The 23972-nt window shown below is 66.7% G+C and carries 26 protein-coding genes and 4 tRNA genes; 18 read left to right on the top strand and 12 right to left on the bottom strand.

Annotation, left to right across the window (positions count from 1 at the left end):
• Positions 1-110: 110 nt before the first annotated feature.
• Complete coding sequence (locus ACZK29_RS08180; RefSeq protein ID WP_197633514.1) at positions 111-1337, top strand: ATP-binding protein; 1227 nt, start codon at positions 111-113, stop codon at positions 1335-1337.
• Positions 1334-1897 (top strand): response regulator transcription factor, encoded by a 564-nt coding sequence (locus tag ACZK29_RS08175; RefSeq protein ID WP_005409063.1) that lies wholly within the window; start codon positions 1334-1336, stop codon positions 1895-1897. The genes ACZK29_RS08180 and ACZK29_RS08175 overlap by 4 nt, the downstream gene beginning before the upstream one ends.
• Before the next feature lie 102 nt (positions 1898-1999).
• On the opposite strand, the gene pgi is transcribed toward ACZK29_RS08175, so the two are convergent.
• The 7 genes from pgi to pcnB form a co-directional block, all read right to left on the bottom strand.
• Entirely contained in the window at positions 2000-3514 is a 1515-nt protein-coding gene (pgi, locus tag ACZK29_RS08170) for a glucose-6-phosphate isomerase (protein WP_478446895.1), read from the bottom strand.
• The gene (panD, locus tag ACZK29_RS08165) at positions 3511-3891 is read right to left on the bottom strand and encodes an aspartate 1-decarboxylase (RefSeq protein WP_005409061.1); all 381 of its coding nucleotides are present in this window, start codon (positions 3889-3891) and stop codon (positions 3511-3513) included. The genes pgi and panD overlap by 4 nt, the downstream gene beginning before the upstream one ends.
• An 87-nt stretch (positions 3892-3978) precedes the next feature.
• Positions 3979-4476: a hypothetical protein gene (locus tag ACZK29_RS08160; protein ID WP_478446894.1), complete on the bottom strand. Its 498-nt coding sequence runs from the start codon at positions 4474-4476 to the stop codon at positions 3979-3981.
• Between the two features lie 65 nt (positions 4477-4541).
• Positions 4542-5381, bottom strand: coding sequence for a pantoate--beta-alanine ligase (panC, locus tag ACZK29_RS08155; protein ID WP_478446893.1), 840 nt, complete (start codon positions 5379-5381; stop codon positions 4542-4544).
• Positions 5378-6193 carry a 3-methyl-2-oxobutanoate hydroxymethyltransferase gene (panB, locus tag ACZK29_RS08150; RefSeq protein WP_061480290.1) on the bottom strand — a complete coding sequence of 272 codons (816 nt, stop codon included), beginning with the start codon at positions 6191-6193 and terminating at the stop codon, positions 5378-5380. The genes panC and panB overlap by 4 nt, the downstream gene beginning before the upstream one ends.
• A 34-nt stretch (positions 6194-6227) precedes the next feature.
• A complete protein-coding gene (gene folK, locus ACZK29_RS08145) occupies positions 6228-6713 on the bottom strand; it encodes a 2-amino-4-hydroxy-6-hydroxymethyldihydropteridine diphosphokinase (RefSeq protein WP_111202492.1) in 486 nt (161 codons plus the stop codon).
• Positions 6714-6716: 3 nt separating this feature from the next.
• Positions 6717-8096, bottom strand: coding sequence for a polynucleotide adenylyltransferase PcnB (gene pcnB, locus ACZK29_RS08140; RefSeq protein ID WP_478446891.1), 1380 nt, complete (start codon positions 8094-8096; stop codon positions 6717-6719).
• 52 nt (positions 8097-8148) lie between these two features.
• On the opposite strand from pcnB, the gene ACZK29_RS08135 reads away from it, so the two are divergent.
• Positions 8149-8223, top strand: a tRNA-Glu gene (locus tag ACZK29_RS08135).
• Positions 8224-8671: 448 nt separating this feature from the next.
• Here ACZK29_RS08135 and ACZK29_RS08130 read toward each other — a convergent pair.
• Positions 8672-10096, bottom strand: a complete 1425-nt coding sequence (locus ACZK29_RS08130) for a sugar porter family MFS transporter (protein WP_111202490.1) — start codon at positions 10094-10096, stop codon at positions 8672-8674.
• 192 nt (positions 10097-10288) lie between these two features.
• Here ACZK29_RS08130 and fdxA point away from each other — a divergent pair, with 192 nt between their 5' ends.
• Positions 10289-10612 carry a ferredoxin FdxA gene (gene fdxA, locus ACZK29_RS08125; RefSeq protein ID WP_005409054.1) on the top strand — a complete coding sequence of 108 codons (324 nt, stop codon included), beginning with the start codon at positions 10289-10291 and terminating at the stop codon, positions 10610-10612.
• Positions 10613-10779: 167 nt separating this feature from the next.
• On the opposite strand, the gene ACZK29_RS08120 is transcribed toward fdxA, so the two are convergent.
• A complete protein-coding gene (locus ACZK29_RS08120) occupies positions 10780-11295 on the bottom strand; it encodes a hypothetical protein (RefSeq protein WP_049430669.1) in 516 nt (171 codons plus the stop codon).
• Positions 11296-11327: 32 nt separating this feature from the next.
• A complete protein-coding gene (gene dapA / locus ACZK29_RS08115) occupies positions 11328-12221 on the bottom strand; it encodes a 4-hydroxy-tetrahydrodipicolinate synthase (RefSeq protein WP_111202489.1) in 894 nt (297 codons plus the stop codon).
• Between the two features lie 164 nt (positions 12222-12385).
• Here dapA and ACZK29_RS08110 point away from each other — a divergent pair, with 164 nt between their 5' ends.
• The 12 genes from ACZK29_RS08110 to ACZK29_RS08055 all read left to right on the top strand — a co-directional run bounded on the left by ACZK29_RS08110 (position 12386) and on the right by ACZK29_RS08055 (position 19947).
• Entirely contained in the window at positions 12386-12946 is a 561-nt protein-coding gene (locus ACZK29_RS08110; protein WP_005409051.1) for a glycine cleavage system transcriptional repressor, read from the top strand.
• 92 nt (positions 12947-13038) lie between these two features.
• Positions 13039-13518, top strand: coding sequence for a peroxiredoxin (locus ACZK29_RS08105; RefSeq protein ID WP_087803263.1), 480 nt, complete (start codon positions 13039-13041; stop codon positions 13516-13518).
• Positions 13519-13602: 84 nt separating this feature from the next.
• The gene (locus ACZK29_RS08100; RefSeq protein WP_014036782.1) at positions 13603-15003 is read left to right on the top strand and encodes a PhoH family protein; all 1401 of its coding nucleotides are present in this window, start codon (positions 13603-13605) and stop codon (positions 15001-15003) included.
• Complete coding sequence (locus tag ACZK29_RS08095) at positions 15000-15503, top strand: hypothetical protein (protein WP_164147166.1); 504 nt, start codon at positions 15000-15002, stop codon at positions 15501-15503. Before ACZK29_RS08100 ends, ACZK29_RS08095 begins: the two co-directional genes overlap by 4 nt.
• Positions 15504-15515: 12 nt before the next feature.
• Entirely contained in the window at positions 15516-16184 is a 669-nt protein-coding gene (locus ACZK29_RS08090; protein ID WP_478446890.1) for a YoaK family protein, read from the top strand.
• A gap of 64 nt (positions 16185-16248) precedes the next feature.
• Positions 16249-17058 carry a bifunctional hydroxymethylpyrimidine kinase/phosphomethylpyrimidine kinase gene (thiD, locus tag ACZK29_RS08085; RefSeq protein ID WP_111202486.1) on the top strand — a complete coding sequence of 270 codons (810 nt, stop codon included), beginning with the start codon at positions 16249-16251 and terminating at the stop codon, positions 17056-17058.
• Positions 17055-17981: an alpha/beta hydrolase family protein gene (locus tag ACZK29_RS08080; protein WP_478446889.1), complete on the top strand. Its 927-nt coding sequence runs from the start codon at positions 17055-17057 to the stop codon at positions 17979-17981. The genes thiD and ACZK29_RS08080 overlap by 4 nt, the downstream gene beginning before the upstream one ends.
• Positions 17972-18048, top strand: a tRNA-Arg gene (locus tag ACZK29_RS08075). Before ACZK29_RS08080 ends, ACZK29_RS08075 begins: the two co-directional genes overlap by 10 nt.
• A 58-nt stretch (positions 18049-18106) precedes the next feature.
• Positions 18107-18183: transfer RNA gene (locus tag ACZK29_RS08070), tRNA-Arg, on the top strand.
• A gap of 32 nt (positions 18184-18215) precedes the next feature.
• Positions 18216-18292, top strand: a tRNA-Arg gene (locus ACZK29_RS08065).
• Between the two features lie 531 nt (positions 18293-18823).
• Positions 18824-19117 carry a transposase gene (locus ACZK29_RS08060; protein WP_019338990.1) on the top strand — a complete coding sequence of 98 codons (294 nt, stop codon included), beginning with the start codon at positions 18824-18826 and terminating at the stop codon, positions 19115-19117.
• Entirely contained in the window at positions 19114-19947 is an 834-nt protein-coding gene (locus ACZK29_RS08055) for an IS3 family transposase (RefSeq protein WP_459048440.1), read from the top strand. The genes ACZK29_RS08060 and ACZK29_RS08055 overlap by 4 nt, the downstream gene beginning before the upstream one ends.
• A gap of 158 nt (positions 19948-20105) precedes the next feature.
• On the opposite strand, the gene ACZK29_RS08050 is transcribed toward ACZK29_RS08055, so the two are convergent.
• Positions 20106-21026 carry a LysR family transcriptional regulator gene (locus tag ACZK29_RS08050; RefSeq protein ID WP_478446888.1) on the bottom strand — a complete coding sequence of 307 codons (921 nt, stop codon included), beginning with the start codon at positions 21024-21026 and terminating at the stop codon, positions 20106-20108.
• A 140-nt stretch (positions 21027-21166) separates the two neighbouring features.
• Between ACZK29_RS08050 and ACZK29_RS08045 the strand changes: the two genes are divergently transcribed.
• Entirely contained in the window at positions 21167-21868 is a 702-nt protein-coding gene (locus ACZK29_RS08045; RefSeq protein WP_111204666.1) for a pirin family protein, read from the top strand.
• An 81-nt stretch (positions 21869-21949) separates the two neighbouring features.
• Here ACZK29_RS08045 and ACZK29_RS08040 read toward each other — a convergent pair whose 3' ends face one another.
• Positions 21950-22645 (bottom strand): alpha/beta hydrolase, encoded by a 696-nt coding sequence (locus ACZK29_RS08040; RefSeq protein WP_478446887.1) that lies wholly within the window; start codon positions 22643-22645, stop codon positions 21950-21952.
• Between the two features lie 184 nt (positions 22646-22829).
• Here ACZK29_RS08040 and ACZK29_RS08035 point away from each other — a divergent pair, with 184 nt between their 5' ends.
• The gene (locus ACZK29_RS08035; RefSeq protein ID WP_459047636.1) at positions 22830-23969 is read left to right on the top strand and encodes an MFS transporter; all 1140 of its coding nucleotides are present in this window, start codon (positions 22830-22832) and stop codon (positions 23967-23969) included.
• Positions 23970-23972 lie beyond the last annotated feature (3 nt).

Genomic DNA, 23972 nt, shown 5'->3' with positions numbered 1-23972 from the left:
GCATTCTACCGCCCGCCCCCGCATTCGGGGTGACTCGCATTCAGCCAGCGGCACGGCTGCGGCCTATTGTCGCAGGCACGCTCGCCCGTGAACGCATACGATGAGCGTGCATGACCGGTCCCGACGCCCCGTTTCTCCGTACCCTGTGCAGCCTGCGCTGGCTTGCCGTGGGCGGCCAGGCCGCCACCATCCTGGTCGCCACCTGGGTGCTGGGCCTGCCGTTGCCGCAGCTGCCACTGTGGGCCGGCGTGGCCGTACTGACCCTGTTCAACATCTACACCCAGCTGCGCCCGGAAGCGGCTGATACCGCGCCCCTGACCGCGTTCGGCCACATCCTGGTGGACGTGATCATCCTGACCTGGATGGTCGGCTGGAGCGGTGGCATGGCCAATCCGTTCAGCTCGCTGTTCCTGATCCTGATCGCGCTGGCTGCGTTCGCCCTGCCCCTGCGCTGGGCGCTGGCGGTGGCACTGGCCTGCCTGCTCGGCTATGCCAGCAGTGGCATCTTCGGCCAGCCGCTGCCGGACGGTTACTTCCGCGCGCAGGACCTCAACCGCTGGGGCGTGGTCGCCAACTTCCTGATCTCCGCGGCGGTGGTGCTGGCCTTCTCGACCCGGCTGGCCCTTGCGCTGCGCCAGCGCGAACTGGAACTGTCGGCCCTGCGCGAGCGCTTCGCCCGCAACGAGGGCATCGTCGCTCTGGCCACTCATGCCGCCTCGGTAGCCCATGAACTGAACACCCCGCTGGCGACCATGACCCTGCTGGCCGACGATGTCGCCGAGCGCAGCGAAGAACCGGAAGTGCGCGAGGACATGGAAACGCTGCGCGAACTGCTGGTGCAGTGCCGCGAGCGCGTGCTGGCGCTGGCCGCACCGGCCTCGGCCGATGCGCCCGGACGCAGCCATTCCAGCGCCCAGCAGGTGCTGGAGCAATGGCGGCTGGTGCGCCCGACCATCGACCTGCACCGCAACGACGATGCGCCGCTGCGGTTGCCGCTCGACCCGGGCGTGGGCCACCTGCTGATGGTCCTGCTCAACAATGCCGCCGATGCCGGCGAACAGGCCGGCCGGCCGCGCGTGGACCTGGACCTGCGCATCGAAGGCGACGACCTGATCGGCGAAGTACGTGACTACGGCCACGGCTTCAACGCGCGCGCCGCGGTACTGCCGGGCAAGCTGTTCGGCAGCAGCAAGAGTGAAGGCATGGGGGTCGGCCTGGCCCTGTCCCATGCCACGATCGAACGCCTCGACGGCGAGATGTGGATGCGCCCGGCCCAAGGGGCCGGCAGCCGCGTCGGCTTCCGCCTGCCGCTGGCCCCACGCGAGGAAACCCCATGAGCGCCTCAACCCTCGGCCTGCTGGTCGACGACGACGAACTGTACTTGCGTACCCTGCAGCGCAGCCTGGCCCGCAAGGGGCTTGAAACCCAGACCGCGCAGGATGCCGCCAGCGCGCTGGCATTGGCCCGCCAGCACCCGCCGGCGTTCGCCCTGATCGACCTGAAGCTGGGCAGCGACTCCGGCCTGGCACTGATCCAACCGTTGCGCGCCCTGCGTGCGGACATGCGGATCCTGCTGGTGACCGGCTACGCCAGCATCGCCACCGCGGTGGAAGCGATCAAGCTCGGTGCCGACGACTACCTGCCGAAGCCGGCCACGGTACCGATGATCCTGCGCGCCCTGGGCGAGGAGGATGACGGCCCGGCCGACGACGGCGAAATGGAAGTGCCCGACGCGATGACGCCGATCAGCCGCCTGCAGTGGGAACACATCCAGCAGGCGATGCACGAGACCGGTGGCAACGTATCGGCGGCCGCACGCCTGCTCGGCATGCACCGGCGTTCGCTGCAGCGCAAGCTGGCCAAGCGGCCCAGCCCGGAACGCGATCCGAGCCGGTGAGACGCCACGCCGTCCACCGGTAGTGCCGGCCGCTGGCCGGCAACCTCATGAACGGTGGACGCATCGCCGGAAGGCCGGCCAGCGGCCGGCACTACCAGGGCATCAGCGCTTGAGCTGCGTCAGGATCTCGCGGGTCATCGGATCGGCTACCGCCACATCCTCGCCCTGCAGCGCCGGCAACAGGCCACTGGCCAGCTGCTTGCCCAGTTCAACACCGAACTGGTCGAAGGCGTTGATGTTCCAGATCACCGACTGCACGTACACGGCGTGTTCGTACATGGCGATCAACGCACCCAGCGCCTGCGGGGTCAGCGCGTCGAGCAGGATCAGCGTGCTCGGACGGCCACCCGGGTAATCGCGGTGCGGGTCGTCGCTGCTCTGGCCATTGGACAGCGCTTCGGTCTGCGCCAGCAGGTTGGCCAGCAGCGCCTGGTGATTGATCGTGTACGGATCATCGTTGTGCACGCAGCCGATGAAATCGGCCGGCACGATGCTGGTGCCCTGGTGCAGCGCCTGGAAGAAGCTGTGCTGCACGTCGGTACCTGCCCCGCCCCACCACACCGGCACGGTATCGGTGGTGACCGGCTGGCCATCACGCTGCACGCGCTTGCCCAGGCTTTCCATCACCAGCTGCTGCAGGTAGGCCGGCAGCAGTGCCAGGCGCTGGTCGTAGGTCATCACCGCATGCGTGGCATGGCCCAGCACGTTGCGGTTCCAGATGTCGGTCAGGCCATGCAGCACCGGCAGGTTGCGCTCCAGCGGCGCGTCCAGCGCGTGCGCATCCATCTGCGCGGCGCCGTCCAGCAGCTGCTCGAAAGGCTCGAAACCGATGGCCAGCGCAATCGGGAAACCAACCGCCGACCACAACGAATAACGGCCACCGACCCAATCCCACATCGGCAGCACGCGCTCGGCGGCGATGGCGAAGGCCTTGGCGGCACGTTCCGGATTGGCGCTGACCGCGTACAGGCGCTCGCTGCCACCCAGCCAGTCGTGCAGGATCTGGCCGTTGAGCAGGGTCTCCTGGGTACCGAAGGTCTTGGAGATCAGGATGCCGGCGGTCCTGGCCGGATCCAGCGCAGCCAGCGTGCGCTGCATGGCGGCGCCGTCCACGTTCGAGACGAAATGCACGCGCAGGCGCGCACCGCTGACCGGGCGCAGCGCATCGGCGACCAGGCGCGGACCGAGATCGGAACCACCGATGCCGACGCTGACCACGTCGGTGACGCCGCTGTCTTCCAGCGCGCGCACCAGCACACCCATGCGCTGGCGGATTTCGCGCGCGGTGGCATAGGCCTCGGCCGCCACCGGCGCATCGACCACGTCGCCGCGCAGTGCGGTGTGCAGTGCAGCGCGACCTTCGGTCAGATTGACCTGCTCACCACGGAACAGGCGCGTGATGGCACCGCCGACATCACGTTCGGCGGCCAAAGCCAGCAATGCCTGCAACGCCGCGGCATCGTATTTCTGCCGGGCGAAGTTGACGTACAACGGACCGACCCGCAGCGCCAGTTCCTGCACACGGCCGGGTTCGGCGGCGAGGAGGCTGGGGATGCTTGCGCCCTTCAGGCGCTGGGCGTGGGAATGCAGCGAGTCGAATCCGTTGTTCGTTGTCATGCGGCCTGGGTCGGGATCGTGTCGTTGGTGTGGGTGATCTGGTTCTTGCCATCAACGTACACCAGCTTCGGCTTGAAGCTGTCGGCTTCCTGCTCGGTCATGCTGGCGAACGCGGCGATGATGATGATGTCACCGACCTGCACGTGGCGCGCGGCGCCACCGTTGAGCGAGACAACGCCGCTGCCGGCTTCGGCGCGGATGGCATAGGTCGAGAAGCGCGCACCGTTGGTCACGTCCCAGATGTGCACCTGCTCGAACTCGCGGATGCCGGTGGCAGCCAGCAGGTTGTCATCGATGGCGATCGAGCCTTCGTAGTTCAGCTCGGAATGGGTGACGGTGGCGCGGTGGATCTTGGTCTTGAGCAGGGACAGGTGCATGGGGGCGCTGCAACGGCAAAGGAAAGAGCGGATTCTAGCACCCGCTTGGCCATCGTCAGGGGCCCAAGGCAGGACGCTGAAGGCCGTTCAGGTGCCCTCGCCCGGTGGCATTGCCGGAGCGCGGCCGGAGACACCCTCCAGCCAGAGGCGGAACACCGCATGGAAGGCCAGCCCGGCAAGCAGGCCGAAGCCACCCGCCGCCAGCACCATCAAGGCGTAGCTGATCACATCGAAGGTATCGACATAGCGCAGGCGGTGCAGCAGGGGGCCCTGGGTTTCACCCGGCCAGCCGCAGGTGGCCATCGCCAGCGCGCCAACGCCAAAGCCGGCCATCACGAAACCGGCCCGGCGCAGGCGTCGCTGAGACTGCTGGATCAATGCCATCGGCAACAGCACGGCAATCGCATTGCAGGCTACCAGCACGAACATCAGCCCCCCACCGGTGAGCGCAGGCATCGGCGTACGCCTGAATTCAAGCGCGAACAACAGGCCGCCAAACAGCTGGGCCGGCAGCATGCCGGCCGCCAGCACCGCCAGGATCGAGGCCTGGGCGAGGCGGCCCGCGTCAGTGTTCGGTTCCTTCATTTCCAGTCTCCCGTCCGTGGGATGGTGAGAGGCGCCCCGTGGGGCGCCCAGGAGCCAGGTGCGGCTCAGAATTCCAGGTTGTCGATCAGGCGCGTCGTGCCCAGGCGCGCGGCGATCAGCGCCACGCGGCCGCCGCCATCGAAGGTCGGCTCGGCCAGCTCGGGCGTGCGCAGCACCGCGTAGTCGACCTGGAAACCAGCCGCCTGCAGCGCGGCCGTGGCGTCGGCCTCGATCTGCGCCAGCGTGTACCCGGCCACGTAGCCTTCGCGCATGCCCAGCAGCGTGCGGTGAATGGTCGTCGCAACCGGGCGCTGTTCTGCGCTGAGGTACTGGTTGCGGGAGCTCTTGGCCAGGCCGTCCTCGTCGCGCACGATCTCGGCGCCGACGATCTGGATGGGGAACGACAGCTCAGCCACCATCTGCTTGATCACGGCCAGCTGCTGGTAGTCCTTGCGGCCGAACACGGCCACATCCGGCTGCACCTGCAGGAACAGGCGCGCCACCACCGTGCAGACGCCATCGAAGTGGCCCGGGCGGCTGGCGCCTTCCAGCACCTCGCTCACGCCCGGCGTGTGCATCTGCGTGGTCTTGTCCACGCCCAGCGGGTACATCGCCTCGACGCTGGGCAACCACACCGCGTCGCAGCCGACCTGCTCCAGCCCGGCCACGTCGGCCTCGGGCGTGCGCGGGTAGCGGTTGAAGTCTTCGTTCGGCCCGAACTGGGTCGGGTTGACGAAGATGCTCGCCACCACCCTGTCGGCGTACTGGCGGGCCAGGGTCACCAGCGAATGGTGGCCACCGTGCAGGTTGCCCATGGTCGGCACCAGCGCCACGCGCAGGCCCTGCCGCTTCCACTGGGCGATCTGCTCGCGCAGTGCGCCAAGTTCGTTGAAGGTCTGGATCATTGGGCGTAGGCGTGTTGTTCGTCAGGGAAGCTGCCGTCGCGCACGGCGTCGGCAAAGGCGCGGGTGGCTCCGGCCACCGAGCCGCCTTCGGCAAGGAAATCCTTGACGAACTTGGGGCGGCGATGGCCACTGTCCAGGCCGAGGAAATCGTGCAGTACCAGCACCTGGCCATCGCACTGCGGGCCGGCACCGATGCCGATGGTCGGCACATCCACCGCCGCGGTCACCTCGGCGGCGACCGGGGTCGGCACGCATTCGAGCACCATGATGCTGGCGCCGGCGGCGGCCACCGCCCTGGCATCTTCCACCAGCTGGCGCGCGGCATCGCCACGGCCCTGGATCTTGAAGCCGCCCAGGCGCAATACCGACTGCGGGGTCAGGCCCAGATGCGCGCAGACCGGAATCTCGCGCTCGACCAGATAGCGGATGATGTCGACCTTGAAGCCGGCACCTTCGATCTTGACCATCTCGGCACCGGCCTGCAGCAGCTGCAGCGAGGCATCCAGCGCGCGTTCCGGAGTGGCATCGGCGCCGAACGGCAGGTCGGCCACCAGCAGCGCACGCTGCAGCACGCGGGCCACGGCGCGGGTGTGGTAGACCATGTCGGCCACGGTCACCGGCAGGGTCGAATCATGGCCCTGCACGACCATGCCCAGCGAATCGCCGATCAGGATCAGGTCGATGCCATTGGCATCGAAGGTGCGGGCGAAGCCAGCGTCGTAGGCGGTCAACATGACCAGCTTCTGGCCGTTGCGCTTGGCCTCGGCCAGGGCGGGAACGGTCCAGGGCTTGCTGTCTGCGTGGGTGCTCATGTGCTGATAACCGGGGGAGATAACCCGGGCATTATCACCCTATCGGCGCGATCCCGCAGGCATCCACCCGCATCACTGCATCCCGCACGCGGCCATGACCGGGAATGGCCAGATCCGGCGCGATTTCGGCCAGGGGCACCAACACGAAGGCACGCTCGTGCATGTAAGGGTGCGGCACCTGCAGGCCGGGCTGGTCGAGCACCTGCGCGCCATACAGCAGCAGGTCCAGGTCCAGCGCGCGCGGCCCCCAGTGCACCGCCGCATCACGCACGCGACCAAAGCGCTGCTCCAGTGCCAGCATCGCCTGCAGCAGTTCATCGGCCACCAGTGACGTTTCGACCGCGGCCACCGCGTTCACGAACGGTGGCTGGTCTTCATTGCCCCAGGCCGGCGTTGCGTACAGGCGCGAGGCCTGCAGCACGCGTGTCCCGGGCAGGCTGTCCAGCGCGGTGATCGCCGCCCCTACAGTCTTGGCCGCATCGCCGAGGTTGGCGCCGAGACCGATCCACGCAGGCGTCATTGCTTATTCGCCAGCTGCACCGGCCGAGGCACCCGGACGGCGACGACGACGGCGCCGCTTGCGCGGTACTCCGTTCTCGCCATCGCCCTCTTCGCTGTGCATCGCGTCCAGCGACGATTCCAGCTCGCGGCCGGACTGGGCCTGTGCCTCACGCCAGAATTCAACGTCGGCTGCGTGCTCGGCCGAGGCCACCTGGCGCAGGCTGAGGAAGTCGAAAGCGGCGCGGAAGCGCGGGTGGGTGAGCGTACGGAATACGCGTTTGCGCTGGCGCGAGCCGAAGCGCGACTGCAGCAGCCAGATTTCCTGCATCGGCAGCGAGAAGCGGCGCGGCAATGCGATGGTGCTCAGCTGCTGCACGGTGACGCGGTCGGCAGCACGACGCTGTGCCTCTTCCGGTGCCACGCCCTGCTTGAGCAGGGTCGCCTGCGCGCGGCAGAACGCCGGCCACAGCAGCAGCGCGAACAGGAACGCCGGCGAGACGGGCTCGTCGTTGGCCACGCGCGCATCGGTGTTGGCCAGGCCCTCGACCAGCATGCGGCGCAGCGCGCCGGTGCGGTTGGACTTCAGCGCCTTGGCGCTTTCCGGGAACAGTACGTCGAGCAAGCCGTAGCGCTCCAAGCCTTCGAAGCTGGCCACGCCGTGCCCGGACAGGAACAGCTTCAGCACTTCCTCGAACAGGCGTGCCGGCGCGGCTTCGTTGAGCAGGCCGGCCAGCTGCGGGATCGGCGCAGCGGTGCCCTCTTCGATCTGGAAGCCGAGCTTGGCCGCCAGGCGCACGGCGCGCAGCATGCGTACCGGGTCTTCCTGGTAGCGCTGTACCGGGTCGCCGATGAGTTTCATCAGGCGCGCCTGCACGTCTTCGAAGCCGCCGGTGTAGTCACGCACCGAGAAGTCCTCGATGGCGTAGTACAGGGCGTTGCAGGTGAAGTCGCGGCGGATGGCGTCGTCTTCGATGGGGCCGTACACGTTGTCGCGCACGAGCATGCCGTTTTCCATCTCGCGGTCGCCGCTGCCGTCATCGCTGTTGGCACGGAAGGTGGCGACTTCGATGATCTCGCGGCCGAACACGACGTGGGCGAGGCGGAACCGACGACCGATCAGGCGGCAGTTGCGGAACAGCTGCTTGACCTGTTCGGGCGTGGCATCGGTGGCCACGTCGAAATCCTTGGGTTGGCCATTGACCAGCAGGTCGCGCACCGCGCCGCCGACAAGGTAGGCGCCGAAGCCGGCATCGCGCAGGCGATAAAGCACGCGCAGGGCGTTCGGGCTGATGTCCTTGCGGGAGATCGTGTGCTGGTCGCGCGGGATGACGCGCAGGCTGAACGGTGATGTAGCAGAGGAAATGATGTTGGCGCTTCCGGTTGAAGTTTCGGGATTGCCCAATGGCATCGAGGTGCATATACTAGCGCTCCTGCCTCGGCAGCGACACAGTTACGCTCCCTTCGTCTAGTGGTTAGGACGTGGCCCTCTCAAGGCTAAAACAGGGGTTCGAGTCCCCTAGGGAGCGCCAGTCGCCGCAGCAGGAACCGAAAAAGCCCGCCTTGTGCGGGCTTTTCTGTTTTCCGGGATTGCAGTGATTGCGGTCGGGTTGGTCGCGTTGGCGCCTCCCTGCAATCGGCTTGAGCCGGCGGGGTCACCCAGGGCAGGACACGCCGTGAACCCATCCATGGGGGCTCGATGGCGCCATCCATGGCGCCAACGGTCCTGCCCTGGGTGACCCCACCGGCTCTGGACGGTTTCCCGCCAGCTGCGGCAACAACCGACCAGCGCTTCGCCGCATCCGCACGCACCATGAAACTGTCAGGAGGGGGCGGGCCGCCCTCTCCAGGACCGTTGGCGCCATGGATGGCGCCATCGAGCACCATGGATGGGCTCTTGCGTGTCCTGGAGAGGGCGGCCTGCCCCCTCACACTCTGGACAAGCAGGCGCCAACGGAACGCAACCGAAGCCAGTCGCCGTCAGCCTTCCATCTGCTCCAGCTCCTTGCCCTTGGTCTCGCGCACGTAGCGGACCACGAAGACGATCGAGAGGATGGCCGCCACCGTATAGATGCCATAGGCACCGGCCAGCCCGATGCCGGCCAGCAGCATCGGGAAGGTCACGGTGATCGCGAAATTCGAGGTCCACTGCGCCGCACCCGCAACGGCCAACGCCGGGCCGCGGATCTGGTTCGGGAACATCTCGCCCAGCATCACCCACATCACCGGGCCCCAGGACATGTTGAAGAACACCACGTAGACATTGGCCGCGACCAGCGCCAGCCGGCCCATGCCGTCGGACAGCTGCAGGCGACCGTCGGCCAGGCTGCCACTGGCGAAGGCCACCACCATCAGCACCAGTGCGGCCGACATGCCAACCGAGCCGATCCACAGCAGCGGCTTGCGCCCGATGCGGTCGATCAACAGCACCGTCAGCAGACAGGCGCCGATGCTCAGTGCGCCGGACAGCACGTTGATCAGCAGCGCATCGCTTTCCGAGAAGCCCACCGCCTGCCACAGCACCGCGCCGTAGTAGAACACCACGTTGATGCCGACCAGCTGCTGGAACATGGCCAGGCCGATGCCCACCCAGAGGATCGGGCGCAGCTTGCCGCTGACCGTGTCGCGCAGGTCGGCAAAGCGCGGCTTGTGCTGGTCCTGCGCCAGGCTGGCTTCGATCTCGGCCTGCTTGGCCGCCGCAGCGGCCTCGCCGTACAGCCGCGACAGTACCGCCCTCGCCTGCTGCTGACGCCCCTTCACGACCAGAAAGCGCGGGCTTTCCGGAATCACCAGCAACAACAGCAGGAACAGCCCCGACGGCAGCGCCTGCATCCAGAACATCCAGCGCCAGGCCTCATGGTCCAGCCATAGCGGCTCGGTCGACGCCCCAGCGGCACGGGCCAGCAGGTAATTGCTGAGGAAGGCGGCGAACAGGCCGCAGATGATCGCCATCTGCTGCACCGTGGCCAAACGCCCGCGATAGCGCGCCGAAGCCACCTCGGCAATGTAGGCCGGCGACATCACACTGGCCGCGCCCACCGCGAAGCCGCCGAGCACGCGTGCGGCAATGAACAACCAGGAGGCGTGTGCGGCACCGGCACCCAGCGCCGAAACCAGGAACATCAGCGCCGAGGCGATCAGCACGCCACGACGGCCCAGGCGATCTCCCAGCCAGCCGGCCAGGAAGGCACCGATCGCGCAGCCCAGCAGCATCGAGGCGACTTCGAAACCGAGCGCCGCCTCACTGGAGTTGAAAGCCTGGCGCAGGCCATCGACCGTGCCATTGATGACACCACTGTCGAAGCCGAACAGGAATCCACCCAGGGTGGCCACGCAGCTGATCAGGACGATGAATGCAGTGTTCTCACCGCCATGGGAGGCGATGTTGGGCTGGGCTGGGGACATGGACGATCCTGCTGGGAAGGGGTCCGGCCATCCGACGCAGCCGGCTGACCCGCAGCGTCGCACAGGCCTCGCCCTGCCGCCAATGAGCGCCCCGGCCGCGCCTGCCAGACGCCCGATTTCCGCCCTGCGCCGACACCGGGGGCCAACCTGTTCTAGAATTGGCGGGTTCAGGAATCGATCCACCCCCAGCCCATGCCCTTTGTCGTCACCGAAAACTGCATCAAGTGCAAACACACCGATTGCGTGGAAGTGTGCCCCGTGGATTGCTTCCACGAAGGCCCAAACTTCCTGGTGATCGACCCGGATGAGTGCATCGACTGCACCCTCTGCGAGCCGGAGTGCCCGGTCAATGCGATCTTCCCGGAGGACGATGTCCCCGCCGGCCAGGAAGGCTTCGTCGCCCTCAACGCCGAACTGGCGAAAGAGTGGCCGGTGCTGACCGTGCGCAAGGATCCGCCGGCCGACGCCGGCGAATGGGATGGCAAGCCGGACAAGCTGAAGCTGCTGGAGCGCTGAGGCGCAAGCAGCAGCAACGAAAAAGGGCGCCTTGGGCGCCCTTTTCCATTTCCGGTAGCGCCGGGCCATGCCCGGCGGATCCTGGGCCGCGCTTCACGCTCGCCGGGCATGGCCCGGCGCTACCCAAGGCAGGTGCGGACCAAGGCCCGCACCCGCCCGGCTGGCCCTTACTGTGCCAGCTTCGCCTTCAGCGCGGCGATCAGCTTCACCGGCGCTTCGGCGGTGGCCGGCAGGCCACGCGGGTCGACCGCGGAGATGTAGGCGCCGGCATCGACGGCGACCACGCGGACCAGGAAGTTGCTGCCTTCGTAGGCCACGTCGTACGAGCCGAGCAGCTGGGCGCGGCTGGCGATGGTCACGCCCTGCACGCCTTCCAGCGCGGTACCGACCTTGGCGAAGGCTTCATCCTTGCCACCGGCAATGGTGAAACCGGTGTTGCCAACGGCCGGAGCCGCGGCCGCCGGCGCTGCCGGCTTGGTGGCCGAAACCAGCGCCGGCACCTTGTTGTCACCGGTCGTGGCCGGCAGGTTCAGGTCCGGCGGCACTTCCAGCGGGCGCATTTCCGGGGCCAGGGCGTAGTCGCCCTTGACGCCACGCTTGAAGCAACCGGTGGTGCCGGCCGCAACAGCTACAGCAAGCAGGGCGTAGGACAGCACGCGGACAGTGGAAACGGATTGACGCATGTGAATCTCCTGGGTCAGACCAAGACGAAAGGTCAGTGGCTGGAAAGGGCTTCGAGGGCGGCGATGTCGCCGGCAAGATGGTCGGCAGCCGCATGATGCGGCGCCGACAGCGGCAGCAGCGGCAGGCGCAGGTCGTGGCCGATGCCGATACGGCGCAGCAGCGCCTTGACCGGAATCGGGTTCGGCTCGACACCGCAGAAGTCATGGAACGGCTGCAGGCGCGCGTCCCAGGACCCGGTGGCTTCATGGTCGTGGGCGGCGGCCAGCTCGCACATCCGGCGGTAGGCGCCCGGAAGCACGTTGGAACCGACCGAGATCAAGCCATCGACGCCGGCCTGGATCGACCGGGCCGCCGTGCCGTCGTCACCGCTGAGCACGGCGAACTGCGGGCTGCGCAGGGCCAGCAGCGCCTGCACCCGGCCGGTGTCGCCCACCGCCTCCTTGATGCCGACGATGTTGGGATGGCTGGCCAGTTCGGCCACGGTCTCCGGCTGCATGTCGCAACCGGTACGGCCGGGCACGTTGTACAGCACGACCGGCAACCCACCCTGGTCGGCCACCGCGCGGTAGTGCGCGATCAGGCCGGCCTGGGTCGGGCGCACGTACGGCGGGGTCACCACCAGCGCGTGACTGGCACCGAGTGCAGCGGCGCGGCGGGTCTGTTCGATGGTTTTGGCGGTGCCCGACAGGCCGGTACCGGCCATGACCGGAATGCGGCCGCCAATGCGCTCGACCGCACTGGCCAGCAGCAGGTCGTACTCGGCATCGGTGAGCGTTGCCGCTTCGCCGGTCGAACCGGCAACGACAACGCCGTGGACGCGACCTTCCAGTTGCAGGTGCAGCAGGCGCTGCCAACCGTCGGGATCGAGGGCGCCGTCGGCCCGGAACGGGGTCGCCAGCGCGGTGATGAGGCCGGAAAGGGACAAGGACGTGCTGCTCTTGGCTGGAAAGGGAAAACGCCCGCCACGAAAGGCCGGGGGCGACCTGAATGTTACTTGCGGCGCGAAAGCACGGGCAAGTATGCTGGACACCGGTGGATCCCCGCCTCTGGCGGGCATTCAGACTAACGCATGCATTACCCGGAATCGCCTTGACCGACACCACCCCGCGCCCCGCGCCGAGCGAAAACCACCTCCTGATCAACGCCTATACGACGCATCCGGAGTCCCCCCTGCTGTCCGTCACCCGCCGCATCGCCGACAGCGGCTGCAACCTGGTGGACGCACGCCTGGCCACGGTCGGTCGCGATGTCTCGGTCACCGCCCTGGCCACCGGCTCCTGGGACTCGGTGGCCAAGCTGGAAGCGATGCTGACCCGGCTCGAGCGCGAGGAAGGCCTGAAGCTGGTCTGGTACCGCACCGCCGCCAAGCAGGCGCAGTCCAACCTGCTGCCGTACATCGTCGAGGTGATCGCCGCCGACAAGCCGGGCATCCTGTTCCAGCTGGCCGATTTCTTCGACCGCCAGGGCATCACCATCGAGAACCTGCAGAGCACCCGCTACCGCGCCATGCAGACCGGTGCGGAGATGTTCAGCGCGCAGGTCACCATCGGCGTGCCGGCCAACATGCACATCGCCGCGCTGCGCGACGATTTCCTCGAGTTCTGCGACCACCTGAACCTGGACGCGATCATGGACCCGATGAAATTCTGATCGGAAGTGCGGATTTTTCGCGCGCCTCTCACGGGCGCGTGGCGTTTCATGCAATTGTCGTAGAAACAACCCAGGCTCGACAGAAGGACCTCATGAACAACGGCGATACCCTGGACAGCACTACCCTCTCCCTGCCGCTGGCACTGTCCGGTGGCAACCAGGCCACCCTCGGCGACTATGCCGGCCAGTGGCTGGTGCTGTACTTCTACCCCAAGGACAGCACGCCCGGCTGCACCACCGAAGGCATCGACTTCAACGCGCTGCTGCCGAAGTTCAAGAAGGCCGGTGCGGTCGTGCTCGGTGTCTCGCGCGACTCGGTGAAGTCGCACGACAACTTCTGTGCCAAGCAGGGCTTCAGCTTCCCGCTGGTCAGCGATGGCGACGAAGCGCTGTGCACCGCCTTCGACGTGATCAAGATGAAGAACATGTACGGCAAGCAGGTGCGTGGCATCGAGCGCAGCACCTTCCTGATTTCCCCCGACAGCCGCATCGTGCAGTCCTGGCGCAAGGTCAAGGTTGCAGGCCATGCCGATGCTGTTCTCGCCGAACTGAAGGCCTCCCAGTCCAAGTGAGTCCCACTGCCTACTGTGTCTGCCATCACCCTGCCCCGCAGCAGGCCGTGGTGGTTTTTCCCTGTCCGTAACCAGGAATCGACGATGACCCGAGGCAAGCGCATCTACGTGCTGGATACCAACGTGCTGATGCACGATCCCACCGCGCTGTTCAAATTCGAGGAGCACGACGTCTACCTGCCCATGCAGGTGATCGAGGAGCTGGACAACGGCAAGAAGGGCACCTCCGAAGCGAGCCGCAACGCCCGCCAGGTGAGCCGCTTCCTCAACGAACTGGTGCAGGCATCGGGCCTGGACAACCTGGCCGACGGCATTCCGCTGCAGCGGCCCAATGGCCTGCAGCTGCGCGGCAAGCAGAGCGCGGGCAAGCTGCGCTTCCAGACCAGCCATTTCGATGCCGGCAAGAGCTTCGGCAAGGTCATTCCGGACAACGCCATCCTCGGCGCGATCCTGGCCCTGAAGGAAGAAACGCCGGACCTGCCGGTGGTGTTCGTTTCCAAGGACATCAACCTGCGGATCAAGGCCGCCATCGCCGGCATCGTGTCCGAGGACTACGAAAACGACCGCGCGCTGGACGATTTCAGCCTGCTCTACACCGGCGCCACCGAGCTGCCGGAAGACTTCTGGAAGCGCCACGGCGACGACCTGCGCAGCTGGAGCGACAAGGGCCGTACCCATTACGAAATCCTCGCGCAGGACGGCGAGGAGTGGTACCCGAACCAGTACGTCTACCTGCCCGGCGAAGACGAAGTCGAACTGCGTGTCAGCCGCGTGGTCGGCGACGGCAAGGTGGTGCTGTCGCTGGTCGATGATTTCCGCCACGGCAGCCACGCCGTGTGGGGCATCAGTGCGCGCAACCGCGAGCAGAACTTCGCGCTCAACGCACTGATGGACCCGGAGATCGACTTCGTGACCCTGCTGGGTACCGCCGGTACCGGCAAGACCCTGCTGGCACTGGCCGCCGGCCTGGCGCAGACGATGGACCAGCAGCGCTACCGCGAGATCATCATGACCCGCGCCACGGTCAGCGTCGGCGAGGACATCGGTTTCCTGCCGGGCACCGAGGAAGAGAAGATGACGCCGTGGATGGGCGCGCTGACCGACAACCTGGAAGTGCTCACGCACAACCAGGAAGGCGGCACCTGGGGCCGCCAGGCCACCAACGACCTGCTCGCCAGCCGCATCAAGATCCGCTCGATGAACTTCATGCGCGGCCGCACCTTCCTGTCGCGCTACCTGATCCTGGACGAGGCGCAGAACCTCACCCCGAAGCAGATGAAGACGCTGATCACCCGTGCCGGCCCCGGCACCAAGATCGTCTGCCTGGGCAACGTCGAGCAGATCGACACCCCGTACCTGACCGAAACCACTTCGGGCCTGACCTACGCGGTGGATCGCTTCAAGAACTGGCCGCATAGTGCGCACATCACCCTGCGCCGTGGCGAGCGTTCGCGCCTGGCCGATTACGCTTCGGAGGTGTTGTGAACCGCTGCACCCGCCTGCTGCTGCCCACGGCTGCGATCGCCCTCGCGGCCACTCTGGGCGCCTGCACCACTACGCGCGGCCCGGCCAGCGTGCCGACCGCCGAGCGCACCGGCCAGTCCTGGGTGGTCACCCGCCCGATCATCGCCGCGCAGGTGCTCGACACCTGCTCGCGGCCCAGCCCCGGCCGCGAGGCCGGGCGGGTCAGCGGCTACTGGGCACCCAGCCGGCAGCAGATCGATCAGCTGGAAGCGCGGCTGTCATCGCTTGAAGCGCAGGTGCCGAAGGTGCTGGACTTCGACCGCCAGTACGTCGGCATCGAAAGTGCCGGCAAGCGGCTGATCTACATCAACGCCTTCCCGCACGACGACAGCGGCGTGAATCCCGCACGGGAAGCGATCCGCGCCTGCGATGGCGGCGCACAGTTCTGGGGCGCAGTGTTCGATCCGGCCAGCAACACCTTCAGCGAGCTGCAGTTCAACGGCGGCTTCGGCGGGCCCTGAGGGGCCCCGCCGATGGGAATACGTCTGCCCACCTGGGTCTGGATCGGTGCGGTCGCGCTCTCGTGCGTGGCCGGCATGGTCAACGTGGTCGGTTTCCTCGGTTTCGAGCACCAGGCGGTCAGCCACATGACCGGCAGCACCAGCCAGCTCGGCATGGCGCTTGCGCAGGGTGACTGGCGCGCCGTCGGGCACCTGTGGGGGCTTCTGATCGCGTTCTCGCTGGGCGCGATGCTCAGCGGCCTGTTGATCCAGGACAGCGCCCTGCAACTGGGCCGGCGCTATGGCGTGGCACTGGCGCTGGAATCGGCACTGCTGCTGATCGCCATTCCGCTCTTTGAACAACACCAGATCTGGGGCGCGCTGGCCGCCGCCATGGCCTGCGGCCTGCAGAACGCGATGGCCACCACCTTCAGTGGCGCGGTGGTGCGCACCACCCACCTCAGCGGCATGTTCACCGACCTGGGCATCGGCCTCGGTCACCTGCTGCGCGGGTTGCCGCTGCAGATACGTCGCCTGACCCTCAGCGGCCTGATCATCAGCGGCTTCCTCGCCGGAGGCATCATCGGCGCCTGGCTGTTCGTGCGCTGGCAGTATGACGCCCTGCTCGCCCCTGCCCTGCTGACCGGCCTGACCGGGCTGGGCTATGTGGTGTACCAGCAGTGGGCGCGTTGGCGGCATTGAATCAAGGACATCCACGCATGGCGTGGATCTACCTTCCCCTGCGGGACCACGGCACAATCGCCTGATGAGCCCGACCACTCCCGTTTCCGCCCTCACCATCGCCGGCTCCGACTCCGGCGGTGGCGCCGGCATCCAGGCTGACCTCAAGGCCTTCGCCGCGCACCGCGTGCATGGCCTTTCCGCGATTGCTGCACTGACCGCGCAGAACACCCGCGGCGTCACCGCCGTGCACGTGCCACCCATCGAGTTCCTGCACGCGCAGCTGGAGGCCTGCTTCGACGACTTCGACATCCACGCGGTGAAGCTCGGCATGCTGGCCAACGCCGAAGTGATCAATGCCGTCGCCGACGCACTGGAGCGCCACCGGCCACCACATGTGGTGCTGGACCCGGTGATGGTTGCCACCAGCGGCGCACGCCTGCTGGAAGACAGCGCATTGCAGGCCATGCGTGAGCGCCTGATCCCGCTGGCCACGCTGATCACCCCCAACACGCCGGAAGCAGAACTGCTGGTCGGGCGGAAGATCAGCAACGGCGAAGACGCAGAACAGGCCGCCTCGGCCCTGCTCGACCTCGGTGCTGGCGCAGTGCTACTCAAGGGCGGGCACCTGCAGGAAGGCAATCGCGTGATCGACCGCTATTTCGACGGCGTCAGCAGCGAAGAATTCATCCATGCGCGACTGCCCCTGGATGCGCACGGTACCGGCTGCACATTGGCTTCGGCCATTGCTGCGCAGCTGTGCAATGGTCTGAGCCTGGCCAATGCCTGCGAAGCCGGCATCGACTACGTCGCACGTGGGCTGCAGCAAGGCTATGCGCCGGGCCGCAGCGAAGTACTGGTGCTCGACCATTTCGGCGCGGCACCGCACGCATGAGCCTGACACCGCGCATCCTCGCCGTGCAATGCAACGACGGCCATCGCTACGAAGTGATCGCCCGCGTGCCCGCACAGCCCGTCGCACGCCTGCTGTGGCTGCCGGCGCTGGGCGTGGCCGCGCGCCACTATCTGCCGCTGGCGCAGGCACTGGCAGCGAAGGGCGTGGCGGTCTATCTGCACGAGTGGCGCGGCAACGGCAGCAGCTCGCTGCGCCCGTCGCGCACGCAGGACTGGGGCTATCGCGAGGTACTCGAACAGGATCTGCCGACCAGCCAGGCCGTCCTGGCCGCAGCGGATGACGAAGGCGACGCCCTGCCCTGGATCATCGGCGGCCATAGCCTCGGCGGGCAGTTGGCCTGCGTGCATGCCGGCCGCAACCCGCAGCACTTCAACCGGCTGTGGCTGGCCGCCAGCGGCTCACCGTTCTGGCGCGGATTCCCACCACCGCGTGGCTGGCTGCTGCCGCTGGTCTACCGCTTCCTGCCGTGGATCGCACAGCGCCAGGGCGTGCTGCATGGCCGTCGCCTCGGCTTCGGTGGCACCGAAGCGCGCGGGCTGATCGCCGACTGGGCGCGCGTCGGCCTGAACAACCATTACGCCGCGGTCGGCATGGACGAAGACCTCGACGCGCAGATGGCGCGCGTGCATGGCAGCGCGCAGGCGGTGCTGATGGAACATGACTGGCTGGCACCGACCGGATCGATGCAGACGCTGCTGGCGAAACTGCCGAATGTGGTCGCGCAGCTGCGCGTGCTGTCCGCGCAGGAACTGGGTACGCACGCCGATCACTTCGCCTGGCTGAAGGCCCCGGACGCCGTGGCTGACAGCTTTCTCATTCAGTTGGATGAAAATTTTCACAAAACTGTTGACGGTACGCGCCGACATCCGCATAATTCCGCTCCTGTCGCAGGGCGCCCGTAGCTCAGTTGGATAGAGTACCTGGCTACGAACCAGGCGGTCGGGAGTTCGAATCTCTCCGGGCGCACCACTCGACAGGTTTCCAGCATCCGCCGCTGGAAATGCAGTAAAATTTGATTGTGTACCGCGCGCCCGTAGCTCAGTTGGATAGAGTACCTGGCTACGAACCAGGCGGTCGGGAGTTCGAATCTCTCCGGGCGCACCATACACAGTCAGCACAACAAGTTTATGTAATTGGCGCCCGTAGCTCAGTTGGATAGAGTACCTGGCTACGAACCAGGCGGTCGGGAGTTCGAATCTCTCCGGGCGCACCATTACACCGAAACAGCAGGCCTCGGCCTGCTGTTTTTTTTGTGCGTGTTTTTCGGCAGGGCTGCGCCCTGCACCCCTGGTAGTGCCGGCCGCTGGCCGGCAACCTCAACGGCAAAAGCAAAAGCTGGCATTCCGTGGGTTGGCGGGGCGGTGTCGGAGTGCGGGGACGCCGTAAACCCGTCCATGGGGGCTTGGCCGCGGCATCCATGCCGCGGACACCCCGCACTCCGACACCGCCCCACCTCTGACAGATTCCAGCGATCTGATGGATCCACGCCATGCGTGGATGAATCTCCATCGAGTTCGAGTATTTCGATAATTGATCCAAGAGCATCCACGCATGGCGTGGATCTACCTTGTCGATCAAGGTCGACACCTACCAACAGCAGCAGAAATCTGTCGAAGGCGGGGTGGGTCCGGTTGCGGGAGTGTCAGCCGCATGGATGCGGCTGCCAAGCCCCCATGGACGGGTTGTGGTGGTCTAATCAACTTGGACACTCGATAGGATCAATTTCGAGCATCGAGGTAGACCCATGGCAAAACAGATCACTCAGGGCATGAGGGATGAGGCGGTTCGCCTTGTCGTTGTGGAGGGGCAGACAGTCAGGGACGTCTGCCAGCTGATGGATGTCGGCCCGACGGCGCTGAGGCGCTGGATCGAGCAATGGCGTCGGAAGCATGACCCTCAGGCCGAGGCACCGCCCGTGGATGCCCAAGTCAGAATCGCCGAGCTGGAGGCCCAGAATCGCAGGCTCAAGGAGGAGCGCGACCTGCTAAAAAAATCCATCGCCTTCTTCATTCGGGACAGCGATCACCGGAACAGGTGATCCAGGAATTGGGGAAGGTCGCTCCGATCCGGTTGGTGTGTCAGTTGATGGACTATCCCCGTAGCAGCTACTACGCCTGGCTGCACCGGGAGCCCCGGATTGACCGGGCGCTGCTGGCCCAGGTTGATCTGGTTCGTCGCATTCATCAGTCCCATCGGGGGAGCTGTGGCTCTCGCAAGATGGCCAGGGAGCTGACCAACCGCGGCCTACCCATGGGGCGCTACCGCGCCCGGACGCTGATGCGCCGAGCCGGTGTCAGGGCGCGACAGCACCGGCGGCACAAGTACCACAGCCTTGGGCCGCAGGCACTGACGGCGCCCAACGTGTTGGAACGCCAATTCAACCCGGCGGCCCCCAACCAGGTCTGGGCAGGGGATATCACCTACATCCCGACCCAGCAAGGCTGGCTCTATCTGGCCATCGTGGTGGATCTGTTTGCCCGCCGGATCGTGGGCTGGGCCCACTCTCACGAAGGGGATGCCTGGCTGGCCGTCAGAGCCCTGCGCGGGGCGCTGAAACAGCGTCGTCCCAACGGGCGACTACTTTTCCACTCGGATCAAGGTCGGCAGTACACCAGCCATGCCATGGCCGAAATCCTGCGTGACAACGGCATCACCCAGAGCATGAGCCGGAAGGGCAACTGCTGGGACAACGCGGTGGTGGAACGGGTTTTCGCCACCCTCAAAGGGGAATGGCTTTACTCCAAATACCCTACTCGACAGGAGGCGGCAGCAGACATCGAGCAGTTCGTGGACTGGTACAACCACCGTCGGCTACACAGTGCCAACGGCCTTGTGCCACCTGCGCTTTGTGAAGAGCAGGTGGCCTGAACTCCCTTTGGGAGTGTCCAAAAATACTGGACCACCACAGGTTTACGGCGTCTCCCGCAACCGGATCCACCCCGCCATCCCTCAGGAAACAGCTTCTGCCTCTGCTGTTGCTGTTGCTCCAGCCCCTGGCGGGTGCAGGGCGCAGCCCTGCCGTACCCCTACCCCCTGGCCATTGCCTGCCACCACTGCGACAGCAGCTCCGGCCTGCGCAGGCGCTCGCGCCACCAGCGCAACGCGGCGCCGTCCTCGCCGGTGCGCCAGGCCAGCCAGAAGGTCTCTTCCGGCTTGTGCTCCTCCACCTCGCGGATCACCAGCTGGCCACGTGCCACCGCAGCACGCGCGCACGGCTCAGGCAGGAAGCCGAAGCCCACCCCTTCGCATTGCAGCTTCAGCTTGCTGGCCATGTCCGGCACCGTCAGCATCTCCTGCCCCATCAACAGGCCGACCGTGCGTGGCAACAGCCGACGCGCCGAATCGGAGACGGCGATCGCGCAGTGCTCGACCAGCTGCTCGCGCCCAAGCACGCCCGGTACTGCAGCCAATGGATGATCAGGTGCGACCGCGAATACGAACTCCACTGTGCCCAGCGGCTCGACCACGTAACCGCCACCACTGGGCCCCTCGCCCGGCGCGCCGACCAGCAGGTCGGCACGGCGATCCAGCAAGGCCTCCCAGGTACCGGACAGGGCCTCGTCGATCAGCCGCAGCCGGGTCGGCGCCTCGGCCTCACGGAAGGCGGCGATGTCCGGGCCCAGCAGCCAGGTCGGAAATACCGAGTCCACTGCCAGGGTCAGTTCGGTTTCCCAGCCGGAGGCCACCCGGCGTACCCGCAGCTCCAGCTCGCGGGCCGCCCGCAGCAGGTGCCGGCCCTCGTCCAGCAGCGCGCGGCCGGCCTCGGTCGGCTCGGCACGCGGGCCGACCCGGTCGAACAGCTGTACGCCCAGATCCTCCTCCAGCTTGGCCACGGTGTAGGAGATGGTCGAGGGCACCTTGTGCAGGGCCTTGCCGGCGCCGGCAAAGGAGCCACGGCGGTCGATGGCATCCAGGATCTGCAGGGCATCGAGGCTGAGCTTGAGCATTCGAATTTTTCGATGATGGCTGTCAAAACTATCCGTTTTTCAAACCCAGGGCGCAAGCGGATACTTCTCTCCAACGGGGAAACACAGCGGCTGCCAGCCCACCCCGCCCCATCGAAACCATCGAACAAGGAGATCCCATCATGCTGCAGATCCGCAAGAGCGCTACCCGTGGCCTGGCCGAGCATGGCTGGCTGTCCTCGCGCCATACTTTCTCCTTCGCCAACTACTACGACCCGCGCTACGTCAGCTTCGGCCCGCTGCGGGTGATCAACGAAGACAAGGTGATCGGCGGCCAGGGCTTCGGCACCCACGGCCACAGCAACATGGAGATCATCTCCTACGTGCTGGGCGGTGCGCTGGAACACAAGGACTCGATGGGCACCGGCTCGGTGCTGCGCTACGGCGACGTGCAGCGCATGAGCGCCGGCAGCGGCGTCACCCACAGCGAGTTCAACCACTCGGCCGACGAGACCGTGCACTTCCTGCAGATCTGGATCTTCCCGGACACCGAGAACATCGCGCCGTCCTACGAGGAAACCCACTTCGCGCCGGAGACCAAGCGCGGCCAGCTGCGCCTGATCGCTTCACCGGACGGTGCCGACGGTTCGCTGCGCATCCACCAGGATGCCCGCATCTTCGCCACCATCCTCGACGGCGGCCAGAGGCTGCACCATGCGCTCGGCAACGGCCGTGGCGCCTATGTGCAGGTGGCGCGTGGCCAGCTGCAGGTCAACGGCATCACCTTGGAAGCCGGTGATGCGCTGCAGGTCAGCGACGAGGCCCAGCTGACGCTGGAAAACGGCAACGATGCCGAAGTGCTGGTGTTCGACCTGCCGCTGTAACCACAAGGCCCTCGATGCTGCAGAGCATCGGGGGCCTTTTCGTAGAGCCCGGCCTGCGCCAGGCGTGCTACAGGAGGAGTGTTACCCACCGATGGCGGCGCAGGCCTCCAGGATCAGCGCGGTCACTTCCTTCGGCTGCGAGGCCAGCGAGGCATGGCTGGCATCCAGCTCCAGCAGGCGCTTGGGCTGCACTCTTGCGGCCATGGCCTTCTGGTTTTCCGGTGCGATCATGCGATCGTGGCGGGACAGCTGGTACCAGCTCGGCCTGACCTTCCACGCTGGATCGCTGACCGTATCACCGAAGGTGCTGGCCAGCGGCGCCTTCTGGGTCACCGCCATCACCCGGCCCTCGTCCTCGCTCAGATCCTGGCAGAAGCTCTCATGGAACTTGTCCGCACGCAGCCACAGGTAGCCATCGCTGTCCGGTGCCAGGTTCGGCGCCGCCTCCGGCAGGTGCTGCTGGGTGATGCCACCGGGACTCTCGCCGGCATCAGGCGCGAACGCGGCGATGTAGACCAGGCCCTTCACATTGGCCTCGTGGCCGGCCTGGCTGATCACTGCGCCGCCGTAGGAATGGCCGACCAGCAGCACCGGCCCGTCGATCTGGCGGATCATCTTCTGGGTGCGCCCTGCGTCGTCAGCCAACGACGTGAGTGGCAGTTCCACCGCCTGCACGCGATCGTGGCCACTTCGATGCAGTTCCAGGATCACCTTGGCCCAATGTGCGGCCCCGCCCCAGAATCCATGGACGAGGAGGATGGTCGGTGTCGTGCTCATGAACAGGTCTCCGGCAGCGGCCGGCGGGATGCCGACCGTGCAGCCACTGTCCGTGAATCGCGTTAATCACTGGTGACGCCCTCGCGTCATTGCAAACGTATGCGTCGAAGGTTGTCGCCCTTGGCACTTGCCGATTCTTCTTGGGAACGTTTTCATGACGATTCCCTGGAGCTTCGTATCGCGCATGACGCCTTCATCCCCACGTGCCCAGCAGCACGCCACCCGTGCCGCCTTCTTCATTCCCGGATTCGCTACCGCCGCGTGGGCGCCGATGGTGCCCTATGCCAAGGCCAAGGCCGGGCTGACCGATGCCAGCCTTGGTGCAGTGCTGCTGTGCCTGGGGCTGGGTTCGTTGCTGGCGATGCCACTGGCGGGTGCGCTGACTGGGCGACTGGGATGCCGCCGTCTGCTGGTGGCCACCTGCTCGATGGTGCTGCTGGCGTTGCCCATGCTGGCGCTGGCCCCCTCGCCACTCGCACTGGGCACTGCCCTGTTCGTGTTCGGTGCCGGCGTGGGTGCGATGGACTGCACGGTGAACATGCAGGCGGTAGCGGTCGAACGCGACGCCGGGCGCGCGATGATGTCCGGCTTCCACGCCTTCTACAGCATCGGCGGGTTCATTGGCGCCGGCTGCATGACCGGGCTGCTGATCCTCGGCACGCCGCTGTGGCTGGCCGCTCTGGTTGCGGTGGCTGCTCTGCTGCTGGTGGCAGCGCTCTCGGCGCCGCACTGGCGTCCGCAACGGATCCTGCATGAAGGCCCGCTGCTGGCGTTGCCGCATGGCGTGGTGCTGTTCATCGGCGTGCTGGCCTTCGTGGTGTTCCTCGGCGAAGGCTCGATGCTGGACTGGAGCGCGGTGTTCCTGGCCGAAGTGCGACAGGTGCCACGCGACCAGGCCGGGGCTGGCTTTGCGGTGTTCACCCTGGCAATGACCGCGATGCGCCTGTTCGGCGACAGCATCGTCGAGCGCCTCGGACGGACCCGTACCCTGGTCTTCGGCGGCATCACCGCCGCAACAGGCTTCACCCTGGCCACGCTGGTGCCCTCGTTCCCGGTGGCGCTGGCCGGCTACGTGCTGGTCGGGCTGGGCTGCGCCAACATCGTGCCGGCGCTGTTCTCGATGGCCGGCCAGCAACGGGTGATGCCGGAGAGCATCGCCATCACCGCGGTCACCACGCTGGGGTACGCCGGCATCCTCGCCGGCCCGGCAGCCATTGGTGCGCTGGCTCACGCCACCAGCCTCGGCTTTGCCTTCCTGTGCGTGGCCGCCTTGCTGCTCGGCGTAGCCGCCTCCGCCCGTGCACTGGCACAACGCCTGCCCTGACAC

This window comes from Stenotrophomonas sp. 89682_Sma (assembly GCF_056481405.1).
This window is presented reverse-complemented; position numbering and strand designations above follow the sequence as displayed.